This window comes from Paenibacillus sp. JJ-100, from assembly GCF_948329825.1.
Classification (GTDB): domain Bacteria; phylum Bacillota; class Bacilli; order Paenibacillales; family Paenibacillaceae; genus Paenibacillus.
On record NZ_CAOJCM010000002.1, the window covers coordinates 624,349 to 644,672 of the forward strand.

At 42.3% G+C, this 20,324-nt stretch carries 18 protein-coding genes and 1 pseudogene; 1 reads left to right on the forward strand and 18 read right to left on the reverse strand.

Annotation, left to right across the window (positions count from 1 at the left end; genetic code table 11):
* Positions 1-34 precede the first annotated feature (34 nt).
* From PQG66_RS09530 to PQG66_RS09605, 16 genes are all read right to left on the reverse strand, one after another.
* Positions 35-820, reverse strand: a complete 786-nt coding sequence (locus tag PQG66_RS09530) for a hypothetical protein (protein ID WP_272037452.1) — start codon at positions 818-820, stop codon at positions 35-37.
* Between the two features lie 298 nt (positions 821-1,118).
* Positions 1,119-1,727 carry a pentapeptide repeat-containing protein gene (locus PQG66_RS09535; RefSeq protein ID WP_272037453.1) on the reverse strand — a complete coding sequence of 203 codons (609 nt, stop codon included), beginning with the start codon at positions 1,725-1,727 and terminating at the stop codon, positions 1,119-1,121.
* Positions 1,720-2,544, reverse strand: a complete 825-nt coding sequence (locus PQG66_RS09540; RefSeq protein ID WP_272037454.1) for a hypothetical protein — start codon at positions 2,542-2,544, stop codon at positions 1,720-1,722. Before PQG66_RS09540 ends, PQG66_RS09535 begins: the two co-directional genes overlap by 8 nt.
* A 24-nt stretch (positions 2,545-2,568) precedes the next feature.
* Positions 2,569-3,738 (reverse strand): hypothetical protein, encoded by a 1,170-nt coding sequence (locus PQG66_RS09545; protein ID WP_272037455.1) that lies wholly within the window; start codon positions 3,736-3,738, stop codon positions 2,569-2,571.
* 362 nt (positions 3,739-4,100) lie between these two features.
* Positions 4,101-4,547, reverse strand: coding sequence for an SUKH-3 domain-containing protein (locus tag PQG66_RS09550; RefSeq protein WP_272037456.1), 447 nt, complete (start codon positions 4,545-4,547; stop codon positions 4,101-4,103).
* A 512-nt stretch (positions 4,548-5,059) separates the two neighbouring features.
* Entirely contained in the window at positions 5,060-5,515 is a 456-nt protein-coding gene (locus tag PQG66_RS09555) for a DUF6630 family protein (RefSeq protein ID WP_272037457.1), read from the reverse strand.
* Between the two features lie 17 nt (positions 5,516-5,532).
* Positions 5,533-6,510 (reverse strand): hypothetical protein, encoded by a 978-nt coding sequence (locus tag PQG66_RS09560; protein WP_272037458.1) that lies wholly within the window; start codon positions 6,508-6,510, stop codon positions 5,533-5,535.
* 17 nt (positions 6,511-6,527) lie between these two features.
* Positions 6,528-6,791 (reverse strand): hypothetical protein, encoded by a 264-nt coding sequence (locus tag PQG66_RS09565; protein WP_272037459.1) that lies wholly within the window; start codon positions 6,789-6,791, stop codon positions 6,528-6,530.
* A 381-nt stretch (positions 6,792-7,172) separates the two neighbouring features.
* Positions 7,173-7,646: an SMI1/KNR4 family protein gene (locus PQG66_RS09570; RefSeq protein ID WP_272037460.1), complete on the reverse strand. Its 474-nt coding sequence runs from the start codon at positions 7,644-7,646 to the stop codon at positions 7,173-7,175.
* Positions 7,647-7,702: 56 nt separating this feature from the next.
* Positions 7,703-10,417, reverse strand: coding sequence for a contractile injection system protein, VgrG/Pvc8 family (locus PQG66_RS09575; protein ID WP_272037461.1), 2,715 nt, complete (start codon positions 10,415-10,417; stop codon positions 7,703-7,705).
* A gap of 66 nt (positions 10,418-10,483) precedes the next feature.
* The gene (locus PQG66_RS09580; RefSeq protein WP_272037462.1) at positions 10,484-10,960 is read right to left on the reverse strand and encodes a DUF4280 domain-containing protein; all 477 of its coding nucleotides are present in this window, start codon (positions 10,958-10,960) and stop codon (positions 10,484-10,486) included.
* A gap of 46 nt (positions 10,961-11,006) precedes the next feature.
* A complete protein-coding gene (locus PQG66_RS09585) occupies positions 11,007-11,543 on the reverse strand; it encodes a hypothetical protein (RefSeq protein ID WP_272037463.1) in 537 nt (178 codons plus the stop codon).
* 20 nt (positions 11,544-11,563) lie between these two features.
* Positions 11,564-12,835, reverse strand: coding sequence for a pentapeptide repeat-containing protein (locus PQG66_RS09590; RefSeq protein ID WP_272037464.1), 1,272 nt, complete (start codon positions 12,833-12,835; stop codon positions 11,564-11,566).
* Positions 12,836-12,927: 92 nt separating this feature from the next.
* Positions 12,928-14,352 (reverse strand): contractile injection system protein, VgrG/Pvc8 family, encoded by a 1,425-nt coding sequence (locus tag PQG66_RS09595; protein WP_272037465.1) that lies wholly within the window; start codon positions 14,350-14,352, stop codon positions 12,928-12,930.
* Entirely contained in the window at positions 14,349-14,981 is a 633-nt protein-coding gene (locus PQG66_RS09600) for a hypothetical protein (RefSeq protein WP_272037466.1), read from the reverse strand. Before PQG66_RS09600 ends, PQG66_RS09595 begins: the two co-directional genes overlap by 4 nt.
* A gap of 28 nt (positions 14,982-15,009) precedes the next feature.
* Positions 15,010-15,273 (reverse strand): hypothetical protein, encoded by a 264-nt coding sequence (locus PQG66_RS09605; protein ID WP_272037467.1) that lies wholly within the window; start codon positions 15,271-15,273, stop codon positions 15,010-15,012.
* 23 nt (positions 15,274-15,296) lie between these two features.
* On the opposite strand from PQG66_RS09605, the pseudogene PQG66_RS09610 reads away from it, so the two are divergent.
* Positions 15,297-15,684, forward strand: a pseudogene (locus PQG66_RS09610) (IS30 family transposase); the annotation flags it as partial.
* Positions 15,685-15,818: 134 nt separating this feature from the next.
* Here the strand turns inward: PQG66_RS09610 and PQG66_RS09615 are convergent.
* On the reverse strand, positions 15,819-16,844 hold the full coding sequence (locus PQG66_RS09615) for a hypothetical protein (protein WP_272037469.1): 1,026 nt from the start codon (positions 16,842-16,844) through the stop codon (positions 15,819-15,821).
* A complete protein-coding gene (locus PQG66_RS09620) occupies positions 16,841-20,323 on the reverse strand; it encodes a hypothetical protein (RefSeq protein ID WP_272037470.1) in 3,483 nt (1,160 codons plus the stop codon). Before PQG66_RS09620 ends, PQG66_RS09615 begins: the two co-directional genes overlap by 4 nt.
* Between the last annotated feature and the right edge of the window lies 1 nt (position 20,324).

Sequence of the window (20,324 nt, forward strand, 5' to 3'; positions counted from 1 at the left end):
TATTGCAATCCAGGATTTTGTTTTTTAAGCTTTTTTATTTCTTCTTTGAACTTAGCATATCTAGGATCTGTACTCTCAAGCATCTGTTCGAAATAATTTTTACCGCCTGATTTTTGCGCCTTAGAATAGGAAAACTTCCCCACATTGATGCCTTAGATTCAATTATGGTCAACTTAGGTGGTGGTCCTTTGGATAAGAAAGTACCATCTATACCATTCCTTCCAACTTGGAACAAATCGGAAATGTCCTTTCCTAATTTGTTATCCTTAGCTATTTGTTTAGCTACTTCTTCTCCAAAATCACCTTTATCATGGTCGAAATGCTTTTTATTATCGATTTTCCGCTCATACCTTTCTGCATTTGATATATCATACTTATGGCTTATATCATCTGGTGTATCCAACTTATTCGCCAGCTTGTTTCGTTCACGCTCTAATTTTCTTATGTCTTCTTTGCTTGCGCCTTCTTTTTTTCTCTTTTTAATTTCTCTATCTAAATCTTCAACTTCTTTTTTGATTTGTTTCTGAGTTTTCCCTTTTGGTTTCTTTTTCTTCCCGCCACCAGAATTACCCATAAGTATCATCGCAGACATCAATATATTCGAATCTGCATAATTACTGAGCATATCAATTGCCGCAGAGAACATCGCATCGGACATTAAATCAGCCATCAGGCCATGAGTGAAATCGGTGGCTTTGTCAAGAGCATTCGCCAGATTCGCTGGACTGAAGTTACTAGCCAGTCCCTTCGCCTTGGTCATGACCTTGCCGAGTGCACCAGAGATGCTATCCTCGGCTTTTAATGATTGTTTACATGCCAAAAACTCATTCCAAGTTACGGTTCAAGCCTTGAAATTTGGTATCTTACTTCATATGTACAATCCGATACATGCAAAAAATGTTCTGTCTAAGTATTGTTCTCTTAGTTTCTTTTTCTTTTTAGCTTTCTTTTTCTTCTCTGGGCTCGGAGAGTCCTTCTTACCCCCGCCGCTAGCTCTCTCTAATAGAAAAAACTCATTCCTACACACTTTTGATTGTGGGAATGAGCTTTAGAACGTATTCAAATTTAAGCGCCAGATTTGGTACTGAAATATATACTATATTCACTTAAATCATTTATCACAATTCACCTCTAATTTTTTCCAGCACTCCTTCATCAAACCTTGCCCCCATTATATTTGCACCTGTCCAAATCACACCATCCAATTTAGAACTGATGAAGTTCGCTCCCTCAAAATCTCCATTAGTAAGATTTGCACCACTTAGATCGACATCCTTAAAAGAAGCGTACTTTGCCTTTACATCTGTTAAAATTGCATTTCTAAATGTACTTCCATTAAAAATGGTATCATATAAATCTCCGTTGGATAAATCAACCTGATCAAAACATGCTTTCTCGCAAAAACTAATTTTAATTTTAGCAAATTTCATAGTTGATTCATTGAAGTCTGCATCTTTAAAAAAACAGTCTGCAAAATCGGTATTTTCCAAATTACACTTCCTGATGTCAGCTGAACTAAAGTCAGAATCACGAAAGGAGGCATTAATAATGGAAGATGCTCTTAATTTAGTTCCGATAGCTGTCATTCGATTAGCCATTAATGCAGAAAAATCTGAAAATGTAAGGTCTAAACCAGAAATATCTATTGCTTCGACTATATTTTTTTCCTCTATGGAAAATGAAATTTTGGAAATAATTTCATCTATTTCTTCTCTTTGATTATCCATTCACTCCTTCACCCCTTTGTCTCAATAATTGTAATTGTTTTAAATATCTTTCCCATGCTTTATTTGGATTAAACGAAACTGATCTTTTACTTTTACTAAAACTAGGTATAGCAAAAACATCGTATTGTTCCATGTAGTCCATTACAATAATCCAACGATCAAGTAATTCATTAGCATCTGCCTCCCAAGGCTTTGCCACAAGATCAATTCGAATCCCCCCCCAGTCCATTTCTGTCACCTCGGCAGGGATATTTTCAAAAATCTCTTTATTAAATAAATTCAATATATCTCCACTAAAGTAAGTTCGAGTTCCCATTCCCAGTGGACCACACGGTCCAAAGGTAACCGGAGCCGGTTGCGAGCAAAAGTTCATCCATTTTTGCAAACGATCACGTTCAGACTGCCACGGTGTAGGAACTGGCCAAAAGCCATGAGTGATACCATACCGCGGTTTAATAACGTTCGCAATTTCATCTGATAGTTTAAAAATTTCAGGCCACAGTTTTTTAGGAGGGTTTTTAAAATCAAAACCAAAGTAAGTTCTAAAGTTTGAAATCAAATCCAATTTCCCCGAATACTCTATTGAATCTTTTCTTTGTAGATATAACTCTGAAAACCTTGGTTGTTGTAAAAGTATCCTTTCTATAATCTCATCACGGTCATAGTCAACTTTTACTGTTTCACTGTTTCCCCATAAAGTTGGCTCGAAATATTCACTTGATCCAAAAATATTCAATACACTGTTTATTACATCTACATTCACTAAATCAACACTTGGAAACATGGAAATACCGAAAAATTTAGGAAGCACAGTCATTGTTTAAAAACACCTCCAACAGATTCAAACATCCTCCCAGAAACCTTCTCCGGTTTCCTTATCGATTACCCATTTATGAGTTACTTTACGACTAGAAGGATCAGTATAATATATTTCACTTCCACTAGCCAATGGTGCGCTTGGTCTTGGTTTAGGAGGAACACCATATAGATCGGGATTATCACTTGACATTGTCACTATATGACGTCCATTTTCAACCCTCTCTGCCATTTCTTTTTCCGCGCGCATCTGTGAATCGTTGTAAATAACTTGATTTCCCTCACCTGTGTGGTGCTTATGATCATGTACAATATCTATTTCCTTATTCTCGTTTCGTCCAATACTATCAGGTCGGGTTACATGTCCTTCGCTAGAAGTAAATGTTACAATCTTATCTGTATTGTTATCTTCAAGTTCACGTCCCAAATGGTTCGCCAAAGACTCTCTCCCTTGCTTCTCTTCTTCACTTCCACGACTTGAATTATTTTTTAATCTCTCATTTGCAATGTCCCAATCTTCGCGACTTCTCGGTACATCACCACTAGCTTCTTTTCTTACACAGTACCGCTCGTATCTTAAATCATTAGCAGCTTTCGAATCTCCACGAGTCTCGGCCTCGTCAATAAGCTTTCTATAATCTTGCTCAGTTTTACCCGTCCCCCCAGTACCGTCCTTATCCTTCTTGGAGTCTGATGTTGACGAATCCTTCGAATCGTCCCCAGTTTTCCCTTTAGATTTATCCGCTTCCTGATCTTTCGGTTTAGGTTTGTTTGGATCATCCTTGGTTTTGGTTTTTTCTTTTTCTTTCGTCTTATCTTTGTCTTTCGGTTTTTCCTTGTCTTTGTTACCCGAATCCTTGTCTTTCTTACTCTTATCCTTATCCCCAGAGCTTTTATTGTTTTCGGTGATCCCCTGATTTTTATTCTTCTTGGAATTACCACTTAACATATTCATGAGAATCATAGCTTTGGTAATTGTATCCGAGTCTACATATTGACTTAATTGCTCCAAGCCATAATCCATCGCTTCATCAATCAGCAGGCTCTGCATGAATCCGGTAGCCATGCCGCCCGCCGTCTTGAGTCCATTCGCCAGCTTCGGCGACTTCATCAGCAGATCGTTCAACTTACCTTTTAGCTTGTTCGCCAGATCCGCCGGACTGAAGTTGCTCGCAAGTCCCTTCGTCTTGGTCATGACCTTGCCCAGTGCACCAGGCGCCAACTACTTCAGCAATGAGTAGGGGAAACTTATAAATATCATGTCATTAAATTTTCAAGAATTTCTTATTATTCTATGATTTTAAGCTTGCAAAAAAAGCTCATTCCTCCTCGTTGATTGAGTTGGAACAAGCCTATGAAAATTATCACACTTTGATTAAAATCGCCTTCTTAAAGATCCATAATTATCAAATAATTCAGAGACTATTTCTGTTTAATTAACTCTTCCAAGTTTTTATCTATTTTTAATATTTCTCTCCTACACCATGTTCAATCGATACTTCGTCTGCTTTGTAATTTTCAAAATTATGACATCCAATCAGAATAGTTAAATTAATTTTAGTTTATTTCTTCAGCTATCCTAAATAAACAAAGTGTGTTGAGTGCCTCATAAATGTCATCTCCGAATTTGAATAATGAAGAACCATTTTTCCCAAAAACCTTTCCTGATTTCGAAATAAACATTATTATATTTCCACGATATGCCTCTCCAACAACTACAAGCGGCTCTTTCACCCGTATCTCAAATTCCTCAAAATCTTCTTTTTCATAATAATCACCCACAGCTTCTTCAGGACTAATGAGAAAAGTTTCCCAACTCCCATCTGGGTTCTTGTACTTGTATTCAACCCCTCCAAACTGGCTTAATGCCTCAATAACTGGTTCGTATACTTCATAACCCATTTCTTTCAAAAAACTTATTGTCTCGGTTAATTCCAGTTTTTCAGCAGGATCCCATCCTGCTTGCAAGAGAACTTCTCTTGTTTCATCTGATAATTTCTTCACAAAAAAAATCTCCTATATATTTAATATACTATTCATGGAAATCATTAATAAAATCAAAAAAGGTCTTTTCACAGTTTTTACATGTTCTTTTGTAATTCCCTCTGCCATTAACTGTTCTTATTAGTCTATTTTCCATTTTTGTACCTGACCAAAAAAGATTGACCGCCTGAATCTCGGCACAGTTTTCAACATGCCATATTTCGAAACTATCATCATCTTGATAAGGATTATTCGGATCATTGTGGCCCAACCTACATTTGGAATCGCAGCGGCGGCGGACAATGCCTCGTCCATATATCCCCTCGAGCCGCTAAAATGCCCGCATTCGTCAAATCCGTAACTTCACCAATGATCGGGATCACACCCGCTCCGCCTCAACGACACTTTTACTTCTCTTGGAGAACTTTTCTTCTTGGATTTTCTCTAATTTATGTATGTTTATTACTTATAATCAAAATAGGCAGGTTCCGTAATCTAACTAGAACCTGCCTGAACTCTCTTTTCAATCTCTATTAAATATAATACTGAATATGTCGCTCCTTTTCAGGAATGTCCTCATCTCCTAACAAATCCACCTGCGTTAAAGCTTCCTTGTGCTCAAGTTCAGCAATGAATAGAGCATAGAAATCACCCATTGTGGGATAGGTGAATAGACCATATCCTTTCGGAGAGATCAGCTTATTCACCTCCCTGATTTTCTCAGGAAGATACTTGTAGTCGAACTCTCTCAACTCTTCTAACTCATCTGGGGTTCCCAGTTCAATGTCATGATTGAACTCATAGTCCAAGATATAGTTCACGATTTCATGACTCTCTTCTCCTTTATAATCCAGAAACAAAAACCTCTTCGTCGCCAGACCGTAGTTCAGCATACTGAAATACGTCAGTGACTCGTCCGGATCATTCAAGATACGGTCAACATCCTCCTGATCTTTGAATATCAGAGGCACCAAATCTTCCTCTTCCATATCGTTGCCCTCCTCTCTTATTGGAATAGTTTCCCATATCGATTAGGAATATATTCAGGATAGTTTTTACGGTAGAAGTCATCGATCGTTCTCAGCAATGGATCTAATTCTGGATACGGTTCAGGATCTTGAATCGACATTTTAGCTTCTGGCGTGTTCATGAGAAAATCATCAAATTGATCCGGATTGGGCAGCCCTTGTTTTTTTCGTACATGAAGCAGGAAGAGAATTTCATATGGATAAAAAGCGTAATCGAAATCACCAAACTCCAGTGACTCTCCCAATTCTGAAGCTAAGGTAGAATGATGATCTGACATCTTAGCGATTAACTGTGTGATCTCATCCAGATCAGGTGTATTCCAACGCTCCAACACCTCTCTATAAATACCAAGTTCCTCTGGAATCAAGTCACAACGCTTATCCCTATCCTCTAATGTGGATCTGGCAGCCAAATGAACATGATCGTTGGTTCCTAAAATTGTTTTGTTTGTATATTGCAGATATAACTCTAGTACAAACCATATGTGTTGTTTCCAATCATTTGCCTCCATAATGTTCTCTCCAAAAAAATTGGAGATAAAGTCAAAGAATATTTCCTCCTCCTTCGACCACCCAAACATATTTAAATGAATTAAGCCTATCATATTGGATTCAAAAGAGTAATCTATCAACTTCATTTTCGGATAACGGTCTTTATAAATATGCCTACACATACATTGATAAAATACAACTTGCTGTATCTGTTTTAATCCCGTTGTGCTGTTCTTACCATTGATTAATACATCATTTTTCCATACAGACAACCAATAGGAAGAAATTCTATACATATTTATTAATAATATATGATCCTTTTCAATTTCATTGCCTTCTACAATAGCAGTATTTTCATTTCTAGCCTCTTCATATTTCATCAGAGTTTTATCCATTGTAATGCCCTCAACAAAATTTTTGACATACCTTTTATAAGCCATTTGCATTTTTTTAAAATTTATCATTTTTTCCTCCTCAATTGTTACTTCAGTGGCTTTTTCCAGTCTTTAACTTTAACAACATCTACTCCAAAGCCAACTTTGGTTTTCGAAATATCTGTTTCTACTCTGATATAATCAAATTCCAATCCAGGATTTTCCTTCAATAATTTATCGTATTTTTCGTTGAATTCAGAATATCTTGAATCTTTACTTTTTAACATATTTTCAAAGTAGCCTTCTCCCCCTAATTTTTGATTAGTAGAGTATGAGAAGCTCCCCCATTCTGATGTTTTGGCCTCAATCATCGTTAACTTAGGTGGTGGACCTTTGGATAAAAATGTTCCATCTACACCATTTCGTCCAACTTGGAATAAATCTGAAATATCCTTGCCTAAGTTGTTATCCTTAGCAATTTGTTTGGCTACTTCTTCTCCAAAGTCACCTTTATCATGATGATAATATTTTGAATTATCTATTTTTCGCTCATACCCTTCTACATTGGATACATCATACTTATGGCTAATATCATCTGGTGTATCCAGCTTATTGGCCAGCTTACTCCGTTCACGTTTCTCTAATTTTAGGATTTCTCAGGACTCTTTGATTCTTAGGCATGCAAAAAAAAAGGCTTATTCCTCCTAGTTGTTCAAGTTGGAATAAGCCTGTGAATGTTGTTACACTTAGTATTACAAACTGTCGATATAGTAATTAGGTTCTAGATCCATTTTAATAATAAATTCTTCAATGTTGTTCGCAATTTTTTTGTTAAAGTAATACAAAGGACATTGTCCATGAGAATTCTCCTGCTCTAAATCAAGAACAATAAACACATCAGAAGAAACTTCGAAAAACACCATTTTGTCAGACTCGTTATAGTATTCTCTTCTAGGGTCATTCTCATAATCATTAATGCCTTCTACGAAATCAGCAATTTCAATGGCTGAAATAATCCGATTAACATTATTCCCCTCTCCAATACAAAGAAAACCATATCCTACTTCTTCATAGAATGTTTTAAGTTCAAGTGGTAGATCTCTTCCTAAAGCCTCTTCAGTCTCTTCTAATTCACCTTCATCTATTCTAAAAAAAGCATGTTTGTTTTCCCATACATCATCCTGTTCTGGATCGTCAAATACATATTTTTTTAAAATTTCAAACATTACTTTAACCTCCATTAAGTTTTGTTATATTTTGTTTCAATTTTATAACAGTTATATCATGAATCTTTGGGGCTCTTTGGATTTCTCAAAACTTTTCCTCGTTTTCCTGTAGTGCTTTTACCTTTTTTACCAAATAAAGTGTTCCATACCCCTCCTTTTCTATGAATTCCACCTTGGTGTTCATTCGGCCATCTTGCAGGATGTATATTATACCATTTTAGAGGACCACCAGACATATTTGGAATAATTTCATGTGCATCATAAGGGCTTGTAGGATTTCTTAGCACTCTACCGCGTTTACTTTTTACTAGCTCCCCATGTTTTGGCCATTCTTGATCCGTTTTCTTCTCCCATTCTGTAATTAACTCATCCTTTACGTCAGAAAAATCTTGTCTGTGCTTCTCTTTCTCCTTCTTTTCTAATTTACTATAATTATTTTTCTCAAGATCCTTTCTCAGTAAATCTTTCTGTTCTTGAGATATCTTCCTATTTGTCTGTTTTTCTATATCCTCAATATAATCATCAAATTTCTTCTTATCTTTTAATGGAAATTCTTCTTTCTCATCATTCTTATTATTAACTTTTCCCTTTTCGTTCTTAGTTTCATCTTCTTTTTTCTTTTTCTTCTTCCCACCACCAGAATTACCCATAAGTATCATCGCAGACATCAATATATTCGAATCTGCATAATTACTGAGCATATCAATTGCCGCAGAGAACATCGCATCGGACATTAAATCAGCCATCAGGCCATGCGTGAAATCAGTTGCTTTGTTAAGAGCATTCGCCAGCTTAGGCGACTTCATCAATAGATCATTCAGCTTACCTTTTAGCTTGTTCGCCAGATCGGCTGGACTGAAGTTACTCGCAAGTCCCTTAGCCTTGGTCATGACCTTGCCGAGTGCACCAGAGATGCTATCTCCGGCTTTCTTTGCCAGATCTCCAATGGCCTTGGCTACCTGCCCGGCCTTGTCCATGACCTTGTTGGCTACACCCATCACATTGTCAATAACCTTGCCTGCTTTGGATATCAACTTCGAGCCCTTCGTCACGAACTTGGCTCCAGTGGCCGCCCAGCCTACAAACGGAATCGCAGCGGCGGCAGATAAGGCCGCGTTGGTATAATCGCCTCGTGCAGCATAGATGGCTGCGTTCGCCAAGTCTGCGACTTCTCCAATAACCGGAATCATACCCGCTACATCGAGTACGGACTGAGTCACATCCAGCAATTTACCCCAGAATCCTTTTTTCTCTTCTTCCGGCTCCTCCTCCACCTGCACCTCAGATACAAATGGGGCTTCGGGGACCGGCTCCAGATCCTCCACCGTTACGGGCAATTTGATTAATCCGTCGAGCAGCACTTCGCTACCCTTTAGGTCGGTCATGCCGTCCAGAATTATACTGCTGTCTCCGCACTGAAGGAAGATGGTCTCCTGCGCCTCGATCCCTATCTTCTTCTCGCTCTCTAGCGTAATCTCCTGCCCGCCGGATGCTACAATTCCGGTATTACTCTGAATCGTGACCCCGCCACCATCCAGTGTGATGAATAGACTACCTTCCGTCGCGATCAGGGACATCTCCGAGTCGGTCATTTTCATTTCCTTACCGTAGTTGGTTCCCCAGCTCTTGGTGGCTGGATCAGCAGTCTTTGGGGAAGGCTGACTGCCCCGTCGGACGGAACCCATCGCAAACGCATCACTCTCTTGCCCACTGGAGAAGTAGACCTGAACAGCAGAGCCCGTCTCAGGCATGCTGTAAAATCCACCACCATCTCCGGCATATACGGCAGAATACGGCATCCAGCTCGCTTCCGATTCGGATTGGTTAGCATCCACATCCAGATGCACTTTCACTGTATCTTTGGTAACCCCAATGATCTTTCCTTCCAGCGCGGCTCCGGCAATGTCATCGTTCCGAATTTCACTTTGCCGAATGCCACTTTCTGGGCTCAGTGTAACGGTATGCCGAAGCATGCCCCCCACTGTTTGACTGATACAAGCCGCGACCTTCAGCTCTTCTTCTCGGAAGAGCACCGTATCTCCCAGCGCCAACCAGCGATGGGTATCCAGCACGTAACTCGTGAAGTCTTTTTCGCTTACCCCAGTAGCTCCCACGGACCAAGCTTCTTTTAATGCTTTCATGTCTCGTCTTAGGGTGTAGGCCTGTTCCGGCAATTCTATGTATCGCCCTTCCGGTACACCAATGTACAGTTTGGGAGAATCAGCCGATATTTCGGGAATGATCGCTGCGCCGAACCGGGATGCTAGTCGGCGCAAGAATTGCCAATCCGTCTCCCGATATTGGAGCGTTAAGGCCCCCAGCTTCGAACTGCCACTGACATAATCAATGACATCCGATTTCGGGTAAGCTTTCAACACTTGCCGAATGACGTCTTCGCAGTCCTGATCCTTGTTCTGGAACGAACGAATCCGCGATTCAATATCCAACAGATAGGAATAGGACACGGCCTCCAGTTCCAATATGTATATCCCCTGAACTCGGCGAATGCTAACATCCTGCACAAGTCCCTGGAACCATTTGCGTACTTCCTGCCCCTGTTCCCCGATCTCCACCAACGATACCGTTTCATCCTGAGCCCTTCGGTTCAGGTCCTGATCTTGATGATCTTCCGGAATGATGCCCTGAAGATACAGGCGGGCATGCTCTCCTGCCTTGCGCTCAATGCGCAAATCTTGTATGTGCTGCAGCGTGTATGGAGATATACATCGGATATTCCCCATACCTACAGCCGCTTCCACTACACTCATCATCTCACTTCTTTCCTCTAGCATTGTCAGCACACGGAAAAAAAGTCTCAGCTCATTCTAAGATGTACGTTACCTGATGTTACCGCCGAACCCAGTTGTGCCGCCTATGGAAGATCCTCCAAGCTCCTGACCATCATCTTCAATCTGGATGTAGCCTCCGTAGAGACACATGTTCATGCAAGTGCTCAACAGGGCAGGTTCGTTTTCAATAAGCACATCGGTTTTCCCATCCATCCACGGCGTGGATACGGACGGAATACAGGGTGCTTTTTGGACGCCCTCAATATCGAATTCGCCAGCCTGTACGACAGGATTCAATTGACTTGTGCAATTACCAAAAGGCATGATGTGAATCATAGGTGTTGCATCGGCCACATTCATTTGTGCTTTTTCTTTCAAATGCACACCATGGCTGTATGGGATTTTCAATCGATTTAACTGCGTACCACATGAACAACTCAGGATCGCTCCTGCGACAACATACGTTGGGCCTCCTGCTCCTTCATCCACAACATCGGGTCGTGTGGCGCCAATTGCTTCAGCCATTGTTTTCCCTCCTTCTTTGGCTCTTCGCCCAGTTTAAATTTAATGATTACGTTAACGGTTGTGCGTTAAGCTGATCTACGCGTTGCAATCGCAAACCAACATAGTTCCGGCGTAAAATCGCTTCAGCCAATGCCAGATTCACCAAGATCACGGTTTCCTTCAATCGTTCGTCTGTCAACTGAACAATTGGCCAGTTCGTGCTGCTTAACCGCTCGCCATCAACCTGAAGTACATTCAATTTGCCACTGCTGTCAAAAGTACTCTTCACGGATAGTGCTGCAAGTTGCGGCGGTACCATGAACCAATACGGATGCAACTGCTGCCTCTCCATATCCATCAATCCAACCAGCCTAAACATCAGACGTGGGGCAAAAGTATTCAGCAGGCGCTTAAGCTCATCGGACCACAGTGGATAAGGTCGCTCGATTAGATCGACAGCAACAGGTTTTCGATTGGAGCGAATAGTAAACTGCAAATTGGCTTGTTCCAACTCATTTAATCGCTCGCCTCTCATCCACTCGGGCTGGATAACGCCCTTCACACCCAGCGGTTCAAGAGCACCAGTTACTCGCATATCTTGCATGATCCGGAACCAATCGTTTTTCATACCATCCGTCCCTTCTGCTGTAAGCTCTGCGCCTTAAAGGTGGCTAACTGGTCTTCGATTGTTCCGCCGATATGCTCTAGACCCTCTCGTGTCCGGGCTGCGGGACGACCTTGAATGGAGCAAGAAGCTCCAATATCCATCTGCGCCCTCTCCAAACGCGAACCTGTAAAATCAACCCTGGACACATCCGTTCCACGGAAATCCGCATCAGTCAAGTTGCATACTCCAAACACCGTGTCTTCCAGCAATGCTCCCGTGAAATCCGCTCCTTGAAGATCTGCCAGTACAAAGTCAGCCTCTCTCAGATCCGATCCAGCGAAGGAAACAGGGTTGAATCCGGGCGCGTCCCATACCTCAGGATCAGGCAGCCCCTGCCTCGCCTCGATCCCGTGAAATATCGCACCTACCATTCTGCATTTTCGAAAACGGGCACCATACAGTTGGCTGCGATTCCACCGAGTATCGGTTAAGTCACACTGCTCCCAAACGGTGTTCACCAGGTTGTTATCTTCGAATTGACTCCCGCCAAACGCTGCATCGCGAAAAGCCGAGTAACGAAAATCGATCCCGCTATAATCTCCTCCAGCCAGATCCAGATGTTCGAAAGCCGTATACCCGTAAGCTCCCTCAACTCTTTCAGCAAGCCATTTTCGTGTCTCTGTTTCATCCATTGGATCATCATTCGTCTTATACACGGATTCACTTACATCCAGATATTCACCTACCCGCACTTCAAAGACCTCGCACCTCTCCAGATGAGTAAACGATACACATTGCACAGCCTCCGGCATCGCCAGATGAATCAGATTCGTCACATAGGCGTGTCCGTGTTCAGCTTCCTTCAGGAGTAAATGTTCCAGTTCTGGTTGTGCAATGGAGCCTGCATAGAGTGAACCGGGCCGTTGCAATTCCTCTTCCCAACAAGCCAGCATCACATCCAGATAACCAAATGCCCAGGAAGCATCATATTCTCCTTCAATGGAATTGGGATCGAATAACCACGTTTCGTCAGCCGCTTCGGTCAAATATAGGGCCTGGCCATCCATTAGTCGCGTTCGAAGCATGGAGTATGTAATATGTCCCACCGCTCCATGTTCACCGATCTTCTGCGCGTCCAGAACACATTCACACTGCTTGGCAAAATGATGAAGGAACTCCTTTTTCAAACGTTCGCGATTCTGCTGGTATATGTGCTCGAACCTCAGCATCACCTGGTTACGCAGTGGAATTACGATCTCTTGCTTGAATTGCTCAAGCGCAGTAGTCACGAGCAGTCCTCCTTCCGTTCATTTTAAAGCTCTCTAATCCGTTGTTATAAGAACAATTCTGAAGTGTATTTATAGCATGGCTTTATTCATTTTTAATTGGTTTTCAGTTCTGTGCCCACCAGCGAGGTTGTTCCGTCCATTTTGATGTTGCTCTCTTTGCAGGTCAGGCTGATTTCTTCTTTCGCAGAGAACACGATGCTTTTCTCGGCATTCATCATAATATCTTCCTTGGCGGAAATCGTGATCTGTTGACTGCTAATTATTTCGATCCCGCCACCTTCACTGAGACGAATAAAAATCTCCCCATCCTTGCCAGTAACAATCACCTCTTCGGGTGTCATCTTCAATTCCTTACCAGCGGCGGTGCGAAAATATTTATGATCCGGGTTACTCAGCTTGTTGCTCTCGCCCTCGTCCGAGTTCTGGCGTACCGAGCTCGTGGCCACCCCTTCTTCTTCCTTGTTTCCGGGAAAATAGACCCGCACATGATCACCTTTCTCCGGCATCACGTACCAACCGCTATTTCCTTCCGCCGTATACACGGACTGATAGGGAAAGGCATGTGCCTCAGCCTCGTTTTGGGATGGATCAATGTGCAGATGCACTTTCAATCTATCTTTCTCGATGCCAATGACGACCCCTTGTAGCGAAACTCCAATAATTTTATCGTTATGGAATGTATTTTGCCGGAGTCCGCGATGCGTACTAAGTGTGTAACGGTGCTTGAGCAGACCATTTTTCATTTCGGTAAATACTTCATATACATATAGGAGCTTGCCCTTGAATTCGATGGCATTCCCCAGATCCAGCACCCGATTCGTTTCCACTTCGTAATAGACGTAATCTTCTTCACCAACCTCCACCTTAGTGTTCTGGGAGGTGTAACGGAATTTATCCATCCGTTTACGAACCCTGTAATTGAAATCCTCCAGCTTGCCCTTGGATGACGTATCAAACACACCAAAATAAAATTTGGGTGTATCAAATACCGAAGCAGGCATTAGTCCCGTCCGAAGACGAGACGCAATCCGCTTCAGAAATTGCCAGTCCGTCTCCTCATATTGGAGAGTGAACTTTCCAATGGCCGCGCCATCTGTCGCAGCATCCATAATATCAATGTTGGGATATCCAGCCGCAACTTGGTCTAACAACTGTGGATATGTCATACCATGATTCTGGAATGAACGGCTTTTCTTACGGATATCCAGTTCATGGGTATGAGAGATGCCCTCCACTTCGAGCATGTAGACGCCACCGCTCACCATCACCCCAACATTGAGAATCAAACCGCTGAACAGGATAGATGTACCGCCTTCTTCATCGATCTGACTGATCTCCACTAACGTGTCCGAACCGCTTAATCGCACGTATGTATCCTTTTTTTCTTCATCCACAATCCCGGTGAACTTCACATATGCGTGCTCATTCATCTGTTTGGTAATAACCAGTTCATGCAGACTGACCAGTTCGAACGGGCTTACTCTCACATTTTTGTAAGACAAGGCTTCTATACTCACATTACATCGCCCCTTTCCTCATTGATCTCAAAGCGGATGGAGTTCATCATGGCGGAAGCAACACGTTTCCAATCATCCAGTTCCATATCCGTGCAGTTAAAGGTACAGATCAGTGCCCGTTCCTCCAACGAAGTGAACAGCATGAGATGATACAGATTCGCATTCACGACAGGAGTCAAAAATTCACAAGTGGCCGCTTCACGTTCTCCCACGATGCGATCCCCATCTCCATACCATTTGGTAAGTTTTTGCGTCCGCCGCAAAATCTGAATCATACTCTGTTTAAACAGAGGTAAATCTTCGCTGGGTAAAGGATTGACTGTATGATTTACCGCGATATTAATCGTACCTTCTGCATTCGTAAAGATCGTGCCAGGTCTGTGCTGTGAGGGATATTTTAGATTCATCATATGCTCAGACATGGGCTTGAAGGTGCGTGGCAGCATCATCCACAACTTCCCTTCAATCAGCTCGGTTTCTTGAAATGAGTAAGGTTCGCCACCAATTTGTATAAAAGCAGCCGTTAAGTCGGGATCGGGTTCTTCCGGAATATGTCCATATCCATCTTCAGGGGTATCTGTTGTCATACCGTTCATCATTGCAACAATTTTCTCATCCCAATGCTTCATCGTTTCCATCCTCCCATTCTTTGAAAATTCAATCCACAATCATTCGATGAGGTCCGCCCGCAGGCATACCTGAGCGTCCCATTCCCCGACCTGCATTCGCCAGTATACGATCCAAGTATCGATGAATCTGTGCATGATCGTACTCTCTGTACTCCAGCCCCAATCGACTGGCAATGTGATGCAAAATGACACTACGTGCAACCGTTCCTTCGTTCAGACACATCATGGCAAAGACCAGGTCCTGGGGATCAGATGTCCCCGTTCGAAGCAACCTCTCGGCATAATCCTTCATGACAACCGGGGATAAGGTGCTTTGAAGGCAAATCCCGGCTAGATACCATTGTTCTCATGCACGACCATATCGCGTCGTCGATGGAGATTGCTCAGTGTAGCGATTTCACAGTACCCCATAGGGACCTTCCTCACCGCTACGGCTGACCGAGGCAAGGAGTTTGCATGCTATGCAAACATAGAATCGCTCCATAACCTGCAGGTTTATTTTGCTGATCCGTGTTCGTCTTGGCGATGCGGTTCCAACGAGAATACGAACGAGTTGCTTGGAGAGTTCTTCCCTAATGGTACCGATCTCGCTCAAGTGGCGGATGAAGCTCTCGCTCATTCACTCGATCTAATGATAAAGACCATGAATTGGCTTGGGTTGGAGAACCGCGCACGAATCTTTCATATAGAACTGTCGCACTTGGTTTGGCTTTTCGTCATTTCCAATAGGTGTCGCACTTCATATTACAATCCGTCGATCTTCTATTGAAGTTATAATTGAGTTACACAAATATTTAACAGCCAAGAAATTGAGCAATTTTTATAACAAGGAGATGTCTAGCTATCAAGAGCATTCAAACTACTATTACTTATATCACTTTCTGGTCTTGTCATTGCATATACATACCAGTCAGAAAGCGGAACAATTTTTGATCCAATAACAATTTTGTTATCCACAAGGTCAATTTTCCCGCCTCTTTCAAACAATTTTATTACTGGCTCATATAAATTATAATATTTTCGAGCTCTTTGTACGCCCTGATCAACTAATGCAGATAACTCCAAGTATTGTATACAAATAGACTTGATTATTTCATTTTGAATTGATAGAATTGTTGGACATATCTTTTCTATTCTTAAAGCGGGTGAATATCCCAAAGCTTCTGCAACATTAACAAACGGACTCTCGAGACTCAAATCCAAATATGAAAATCGTTCAAAATATGCTGCTCTTTTTAAAAATTCATTTGCTAGGATTAGATGGGACTTCTTTTCTGATTCTTCAATCATGAAGTCAATGGAAGAAATTCTATTTTGAGCATGTTCCAAGTAGTTTTCAATAACAATATTATCCTCACTATCCCACATTATTTCCATGTCTTGTTCTAAATCCATTTGATCTAAATAATGATCACTTATATCAAGTGGTTCTTTTCTAGTTCGATCTACAATCTTGAAGGATTCACCAGCGACATTTACAAATCCTCCCCTTTTATAGAATGAACCTCCTCTTTCATAAAGCTTAATTACTGGCTCAAATAAATCCTTATTTTCGATAGCTATTCGATTTCCTTCATCAATTAATGCATTTAGCTCTAAATAACTATTAACAATTACTCTATGGTAGCTGTTGTTAATTTTATCCAACACTTGTAATTCTCCAATATTTTCTGGCGACTTAGTTATCGAATTTGATATCACAATGAATGGATATATACAAGAACCTGGAAAATCATTAAGAAATATTGATGCTCTTCTTAGATATTCACTACATAGATGAGCATGTGATCTACTTTCCCTTTTCCCAATACAGTTCCAATCAATAGCAGAGATACGTTCAATTGCCTGATTTAATCTTTTCATTTACTTTCTCTCTCCATTTTCTCTAATTCTTTTTTGCTTTTTTCAATATAGTCGTATGCCCCAGGAAGCTCAAATTTAGGTTGTGGAGAAGCTAAATCATGTGCACCTGGAGGTTTTGAATTAAAACTTTCTCTATCAGGCGAATACGAATCGGGGTCTTTATATGGATGACCACGTTTCATTAATTCACGTTCTGTCAATTCATGTCTAGCAATCTCCTGAAACCATTGTTTTTGTTTAGGATTTAATTCACCTTTTTGTGCCACTTTCCATATATAACCTATTTCCAAATCTGGAGTAAAATTCCCAACTCTATAATTGTAGTTATCTAAAGGAATATTATGTGTATCAAAAAACATGTGCTGTTTCATAACCCTAATTTCATCTACTGACAGGCCTGTATTTTTTGAAACCTGTTCAATATCAGTCATACCAGCACTTCTAATCTCATCATAGTCCCTTAATCCAACTTTATATTCAAGTTTTTCATCCTTATCCACAAACTTTGGCTTATAATCGTCTACACGATTGTATTTACTCCAGTCAACATTAACTATAGGTTTGCGCGTCACCTCAGGACCATCTTGATTATCCTCAGGTTTAGCATCATCCTGATTTTCCTTCGGCTTGGGCGGCTTAGTGTCATCTTTTGGCTTAGACACATCTTTATCCTTCATTGAAGAAGACTTCCAGGTATTCACGTCATTCGGTGTTTTATTGTTAACCGGATTCGATTTCGAACTTCCTGAGTTCGGGGTTGCATCTTTCGGCTTCGTACTTGAACCGTCCGTGTACTTATTCGAAGAGCTTGGTTTTGAACCTGCTGATTTGTCAGGCACAGCAGTTGAACCAGGTTTCACCGTCGGCTTTGAAGTTTCGGCTGCAGTCTTGGGAGGTTTCCCCGCATTGGAACTAACTCCATCTTCACCACTAGATTTACTTAAGGAGCCTGAACCTGTTTTTTTTGAATCATGATTTGACCAGAAGCTCCCCGGAACAATACCGACCCGCTGACTCTCTTCCCATTTTTTCTTGATAAATGACTTCGCTGTGGATAGCCCTACACTCGACTTCTTACTCGCAGATTCCGCACTCTGAATGTTTTTCATTATCTTGCTGGTTACTGAGCTCATTCCTGGGCTCTTAGACATACTCTTGGCGCTGTACATGCTGCTTGCGACCATGCTGAAAAGTGATAAGAATTGATCCGTTTTGAGCATATTGATCATCAACTGAGCATAGGAATCTGGAACAGGCTCTCCTGTGAAGGGGTGAATACCCAGCTCAAACGCCTTGATCTGCAATTGGTATAGATCCTGCACAGGTTCCACTGGGGGACGATGCTTACTAGCGGATTCTTTAGTCCACATCCCGTGATCCTTTGCATATTCATGCAAGTTCACATTCCCATCTTCGTCCACAGGAACTTTGTAGCGCCAAGTGTCTAACTCTTTCCACGTGTAATTTTTTTTCTTTTCCAATCTATCTTGTTCCTGTTGATACACCCATTTCTTCTTAATCGGTTCAGGAATCTGATGGATGAATGTACTAATCTCCTGATGTTGCTTATGCAGTTTCTTAATAAAGTCTGGAAACGACGTTGCCGTAGATAATTCGCGAGCTGCTGTCAGTACTTTGCCGAGTAAGTTGCGCTTGGCATCCTGCTCGTCCTGAACGAATTGGGTGAACCCAGCTTTCAGTTGATCCCATAAGCTAAGAGCCGAAGGCTTGAATGATCCCACTTTCGGAACACTCGAGATCACACCTGCTGCTACGGAAGCAATACCTACGCCTTGAGCTATCGCAGCAGAGGCTCCGCCCAGGGCACCCACGATGGGAATCATAGCGGTAATGGCTAACGCTGCGCCAAATAAGGACGCTTCCTTCATACTCGTGGTTGATGCCTGCACAGCGGCTTCCGTCTTGGCTGCCAGCGCCGCAGCCTGAGCCGCTTCGTATTGCTCTAGTGGAATCAGTGGCGGCTCTGGCTCCGGGGGTAAATCAGCGACGTACACTGGCGCCTTATTGCTGCCCTCCTGCTGAATCTGGGCTGCACGTACATCAGCCTGGCCATCCAATATGAAGCTGCTCCCTCCACCCATCAGCCAGATGGCTTCTGGCGAAGAACCCTGAATCTTTCCAGCCTCCAGCGCAATGTTGCCTCCCTGAATCGAAAGGTTACCAGGACTGGACAATACCACGCCCTGATCGTTAAGAGTGATCGTCAGACCTGATCCGGCTTGCAGCGTCACATCCTCAGGCGACATGCCGACCGAAGGCCCAGCAGGATGACCCATAACCTTATGCTCCGTACCACCTTCCGCAGAACGTTTGCCTTCCGGAATTGAATGTCGAATATACGCGCCGGATTCCAGACTCTCAGGGAAATACAGTTCTACAGTATCTCCGATCTCCGGCATCATGTACAGTCCGCTATGTCCTTCCGCTGCATAGGTTGGTGCTACTGGATATGGGCATAAGGAGCCTTGCACCAATGGACCCTCGTCCATTGGCAATTTAATTTGTACGTGATCCTGTATCACCCGGACAACTTCTCCGTAAAGCGACAGACCGATCAGATCCGAAAGTTCACATCTCGGTACGCTTATCTGCTCTTCCAACATCATGCGGTAAGAGGTCATCAGCAGACCTGATTCGAGGCGAGATACAGCTTCAACTACCGTTAGCTCTCTGCCATCAGGAAGTTCGACCTTGTCACCCAGCGCATAGGTTTCGGCACTGTCCATCGTGTACTGGAGAAGACCCTGATTGCCTTTGGGACTTCGGATCACATATTTCTCCTTAGCCTCCGGACCATGCCATCGCATTTCTCCGAGCTCATTCCGGACGCGATAGGATTGATCTTGCGGCCATTTCCATAACCTTCCTGTCGGTAGACCAAAAAAAATCTTGGGTGAAGCAGCGGTTACTTCAGGCACTAAGAACGTGCCAAACCTGGATGCGAGCCTTCGCAGAAACATCCAGTCGGTTTCTCTATATTGTAAAACAAGTCCGCTTAATTGGGTATTCCCCGTTACCTGATCAATGACGTCTGAATATCGGTATGGATTCATAATGTATCGGATGAGTTCTCCAAATGTCCAACCTCTATTTTGGAACGCCCGTTCTGCAATATGAATATCCATCTGATATGTATTAGATAACGCTTCGACCTCGAATCGATATATTCCTCCAGACAGGTGAACTTTAAGAGACGTCATAACACCATGAAACAAACGTCTTACAGACTTTCCTGCTTCATCAACTTGCCTGAGTACAATTGATTCCCCTTCAGCCTGAATTCGAAGGATACCCGGTCCATCTTCTTCAGGAATAACTCCACTAACGTACAACTTCGCGTGCTCGTTCACCTGGCGTGTAATGCGTACCTCTTCCAACCATTGAGCTTTATACGGCCAATACAGACGAAGCTGTTCGTATCCAATACGATCTTGTAAAACCTTTGTCAATTCGTCCATG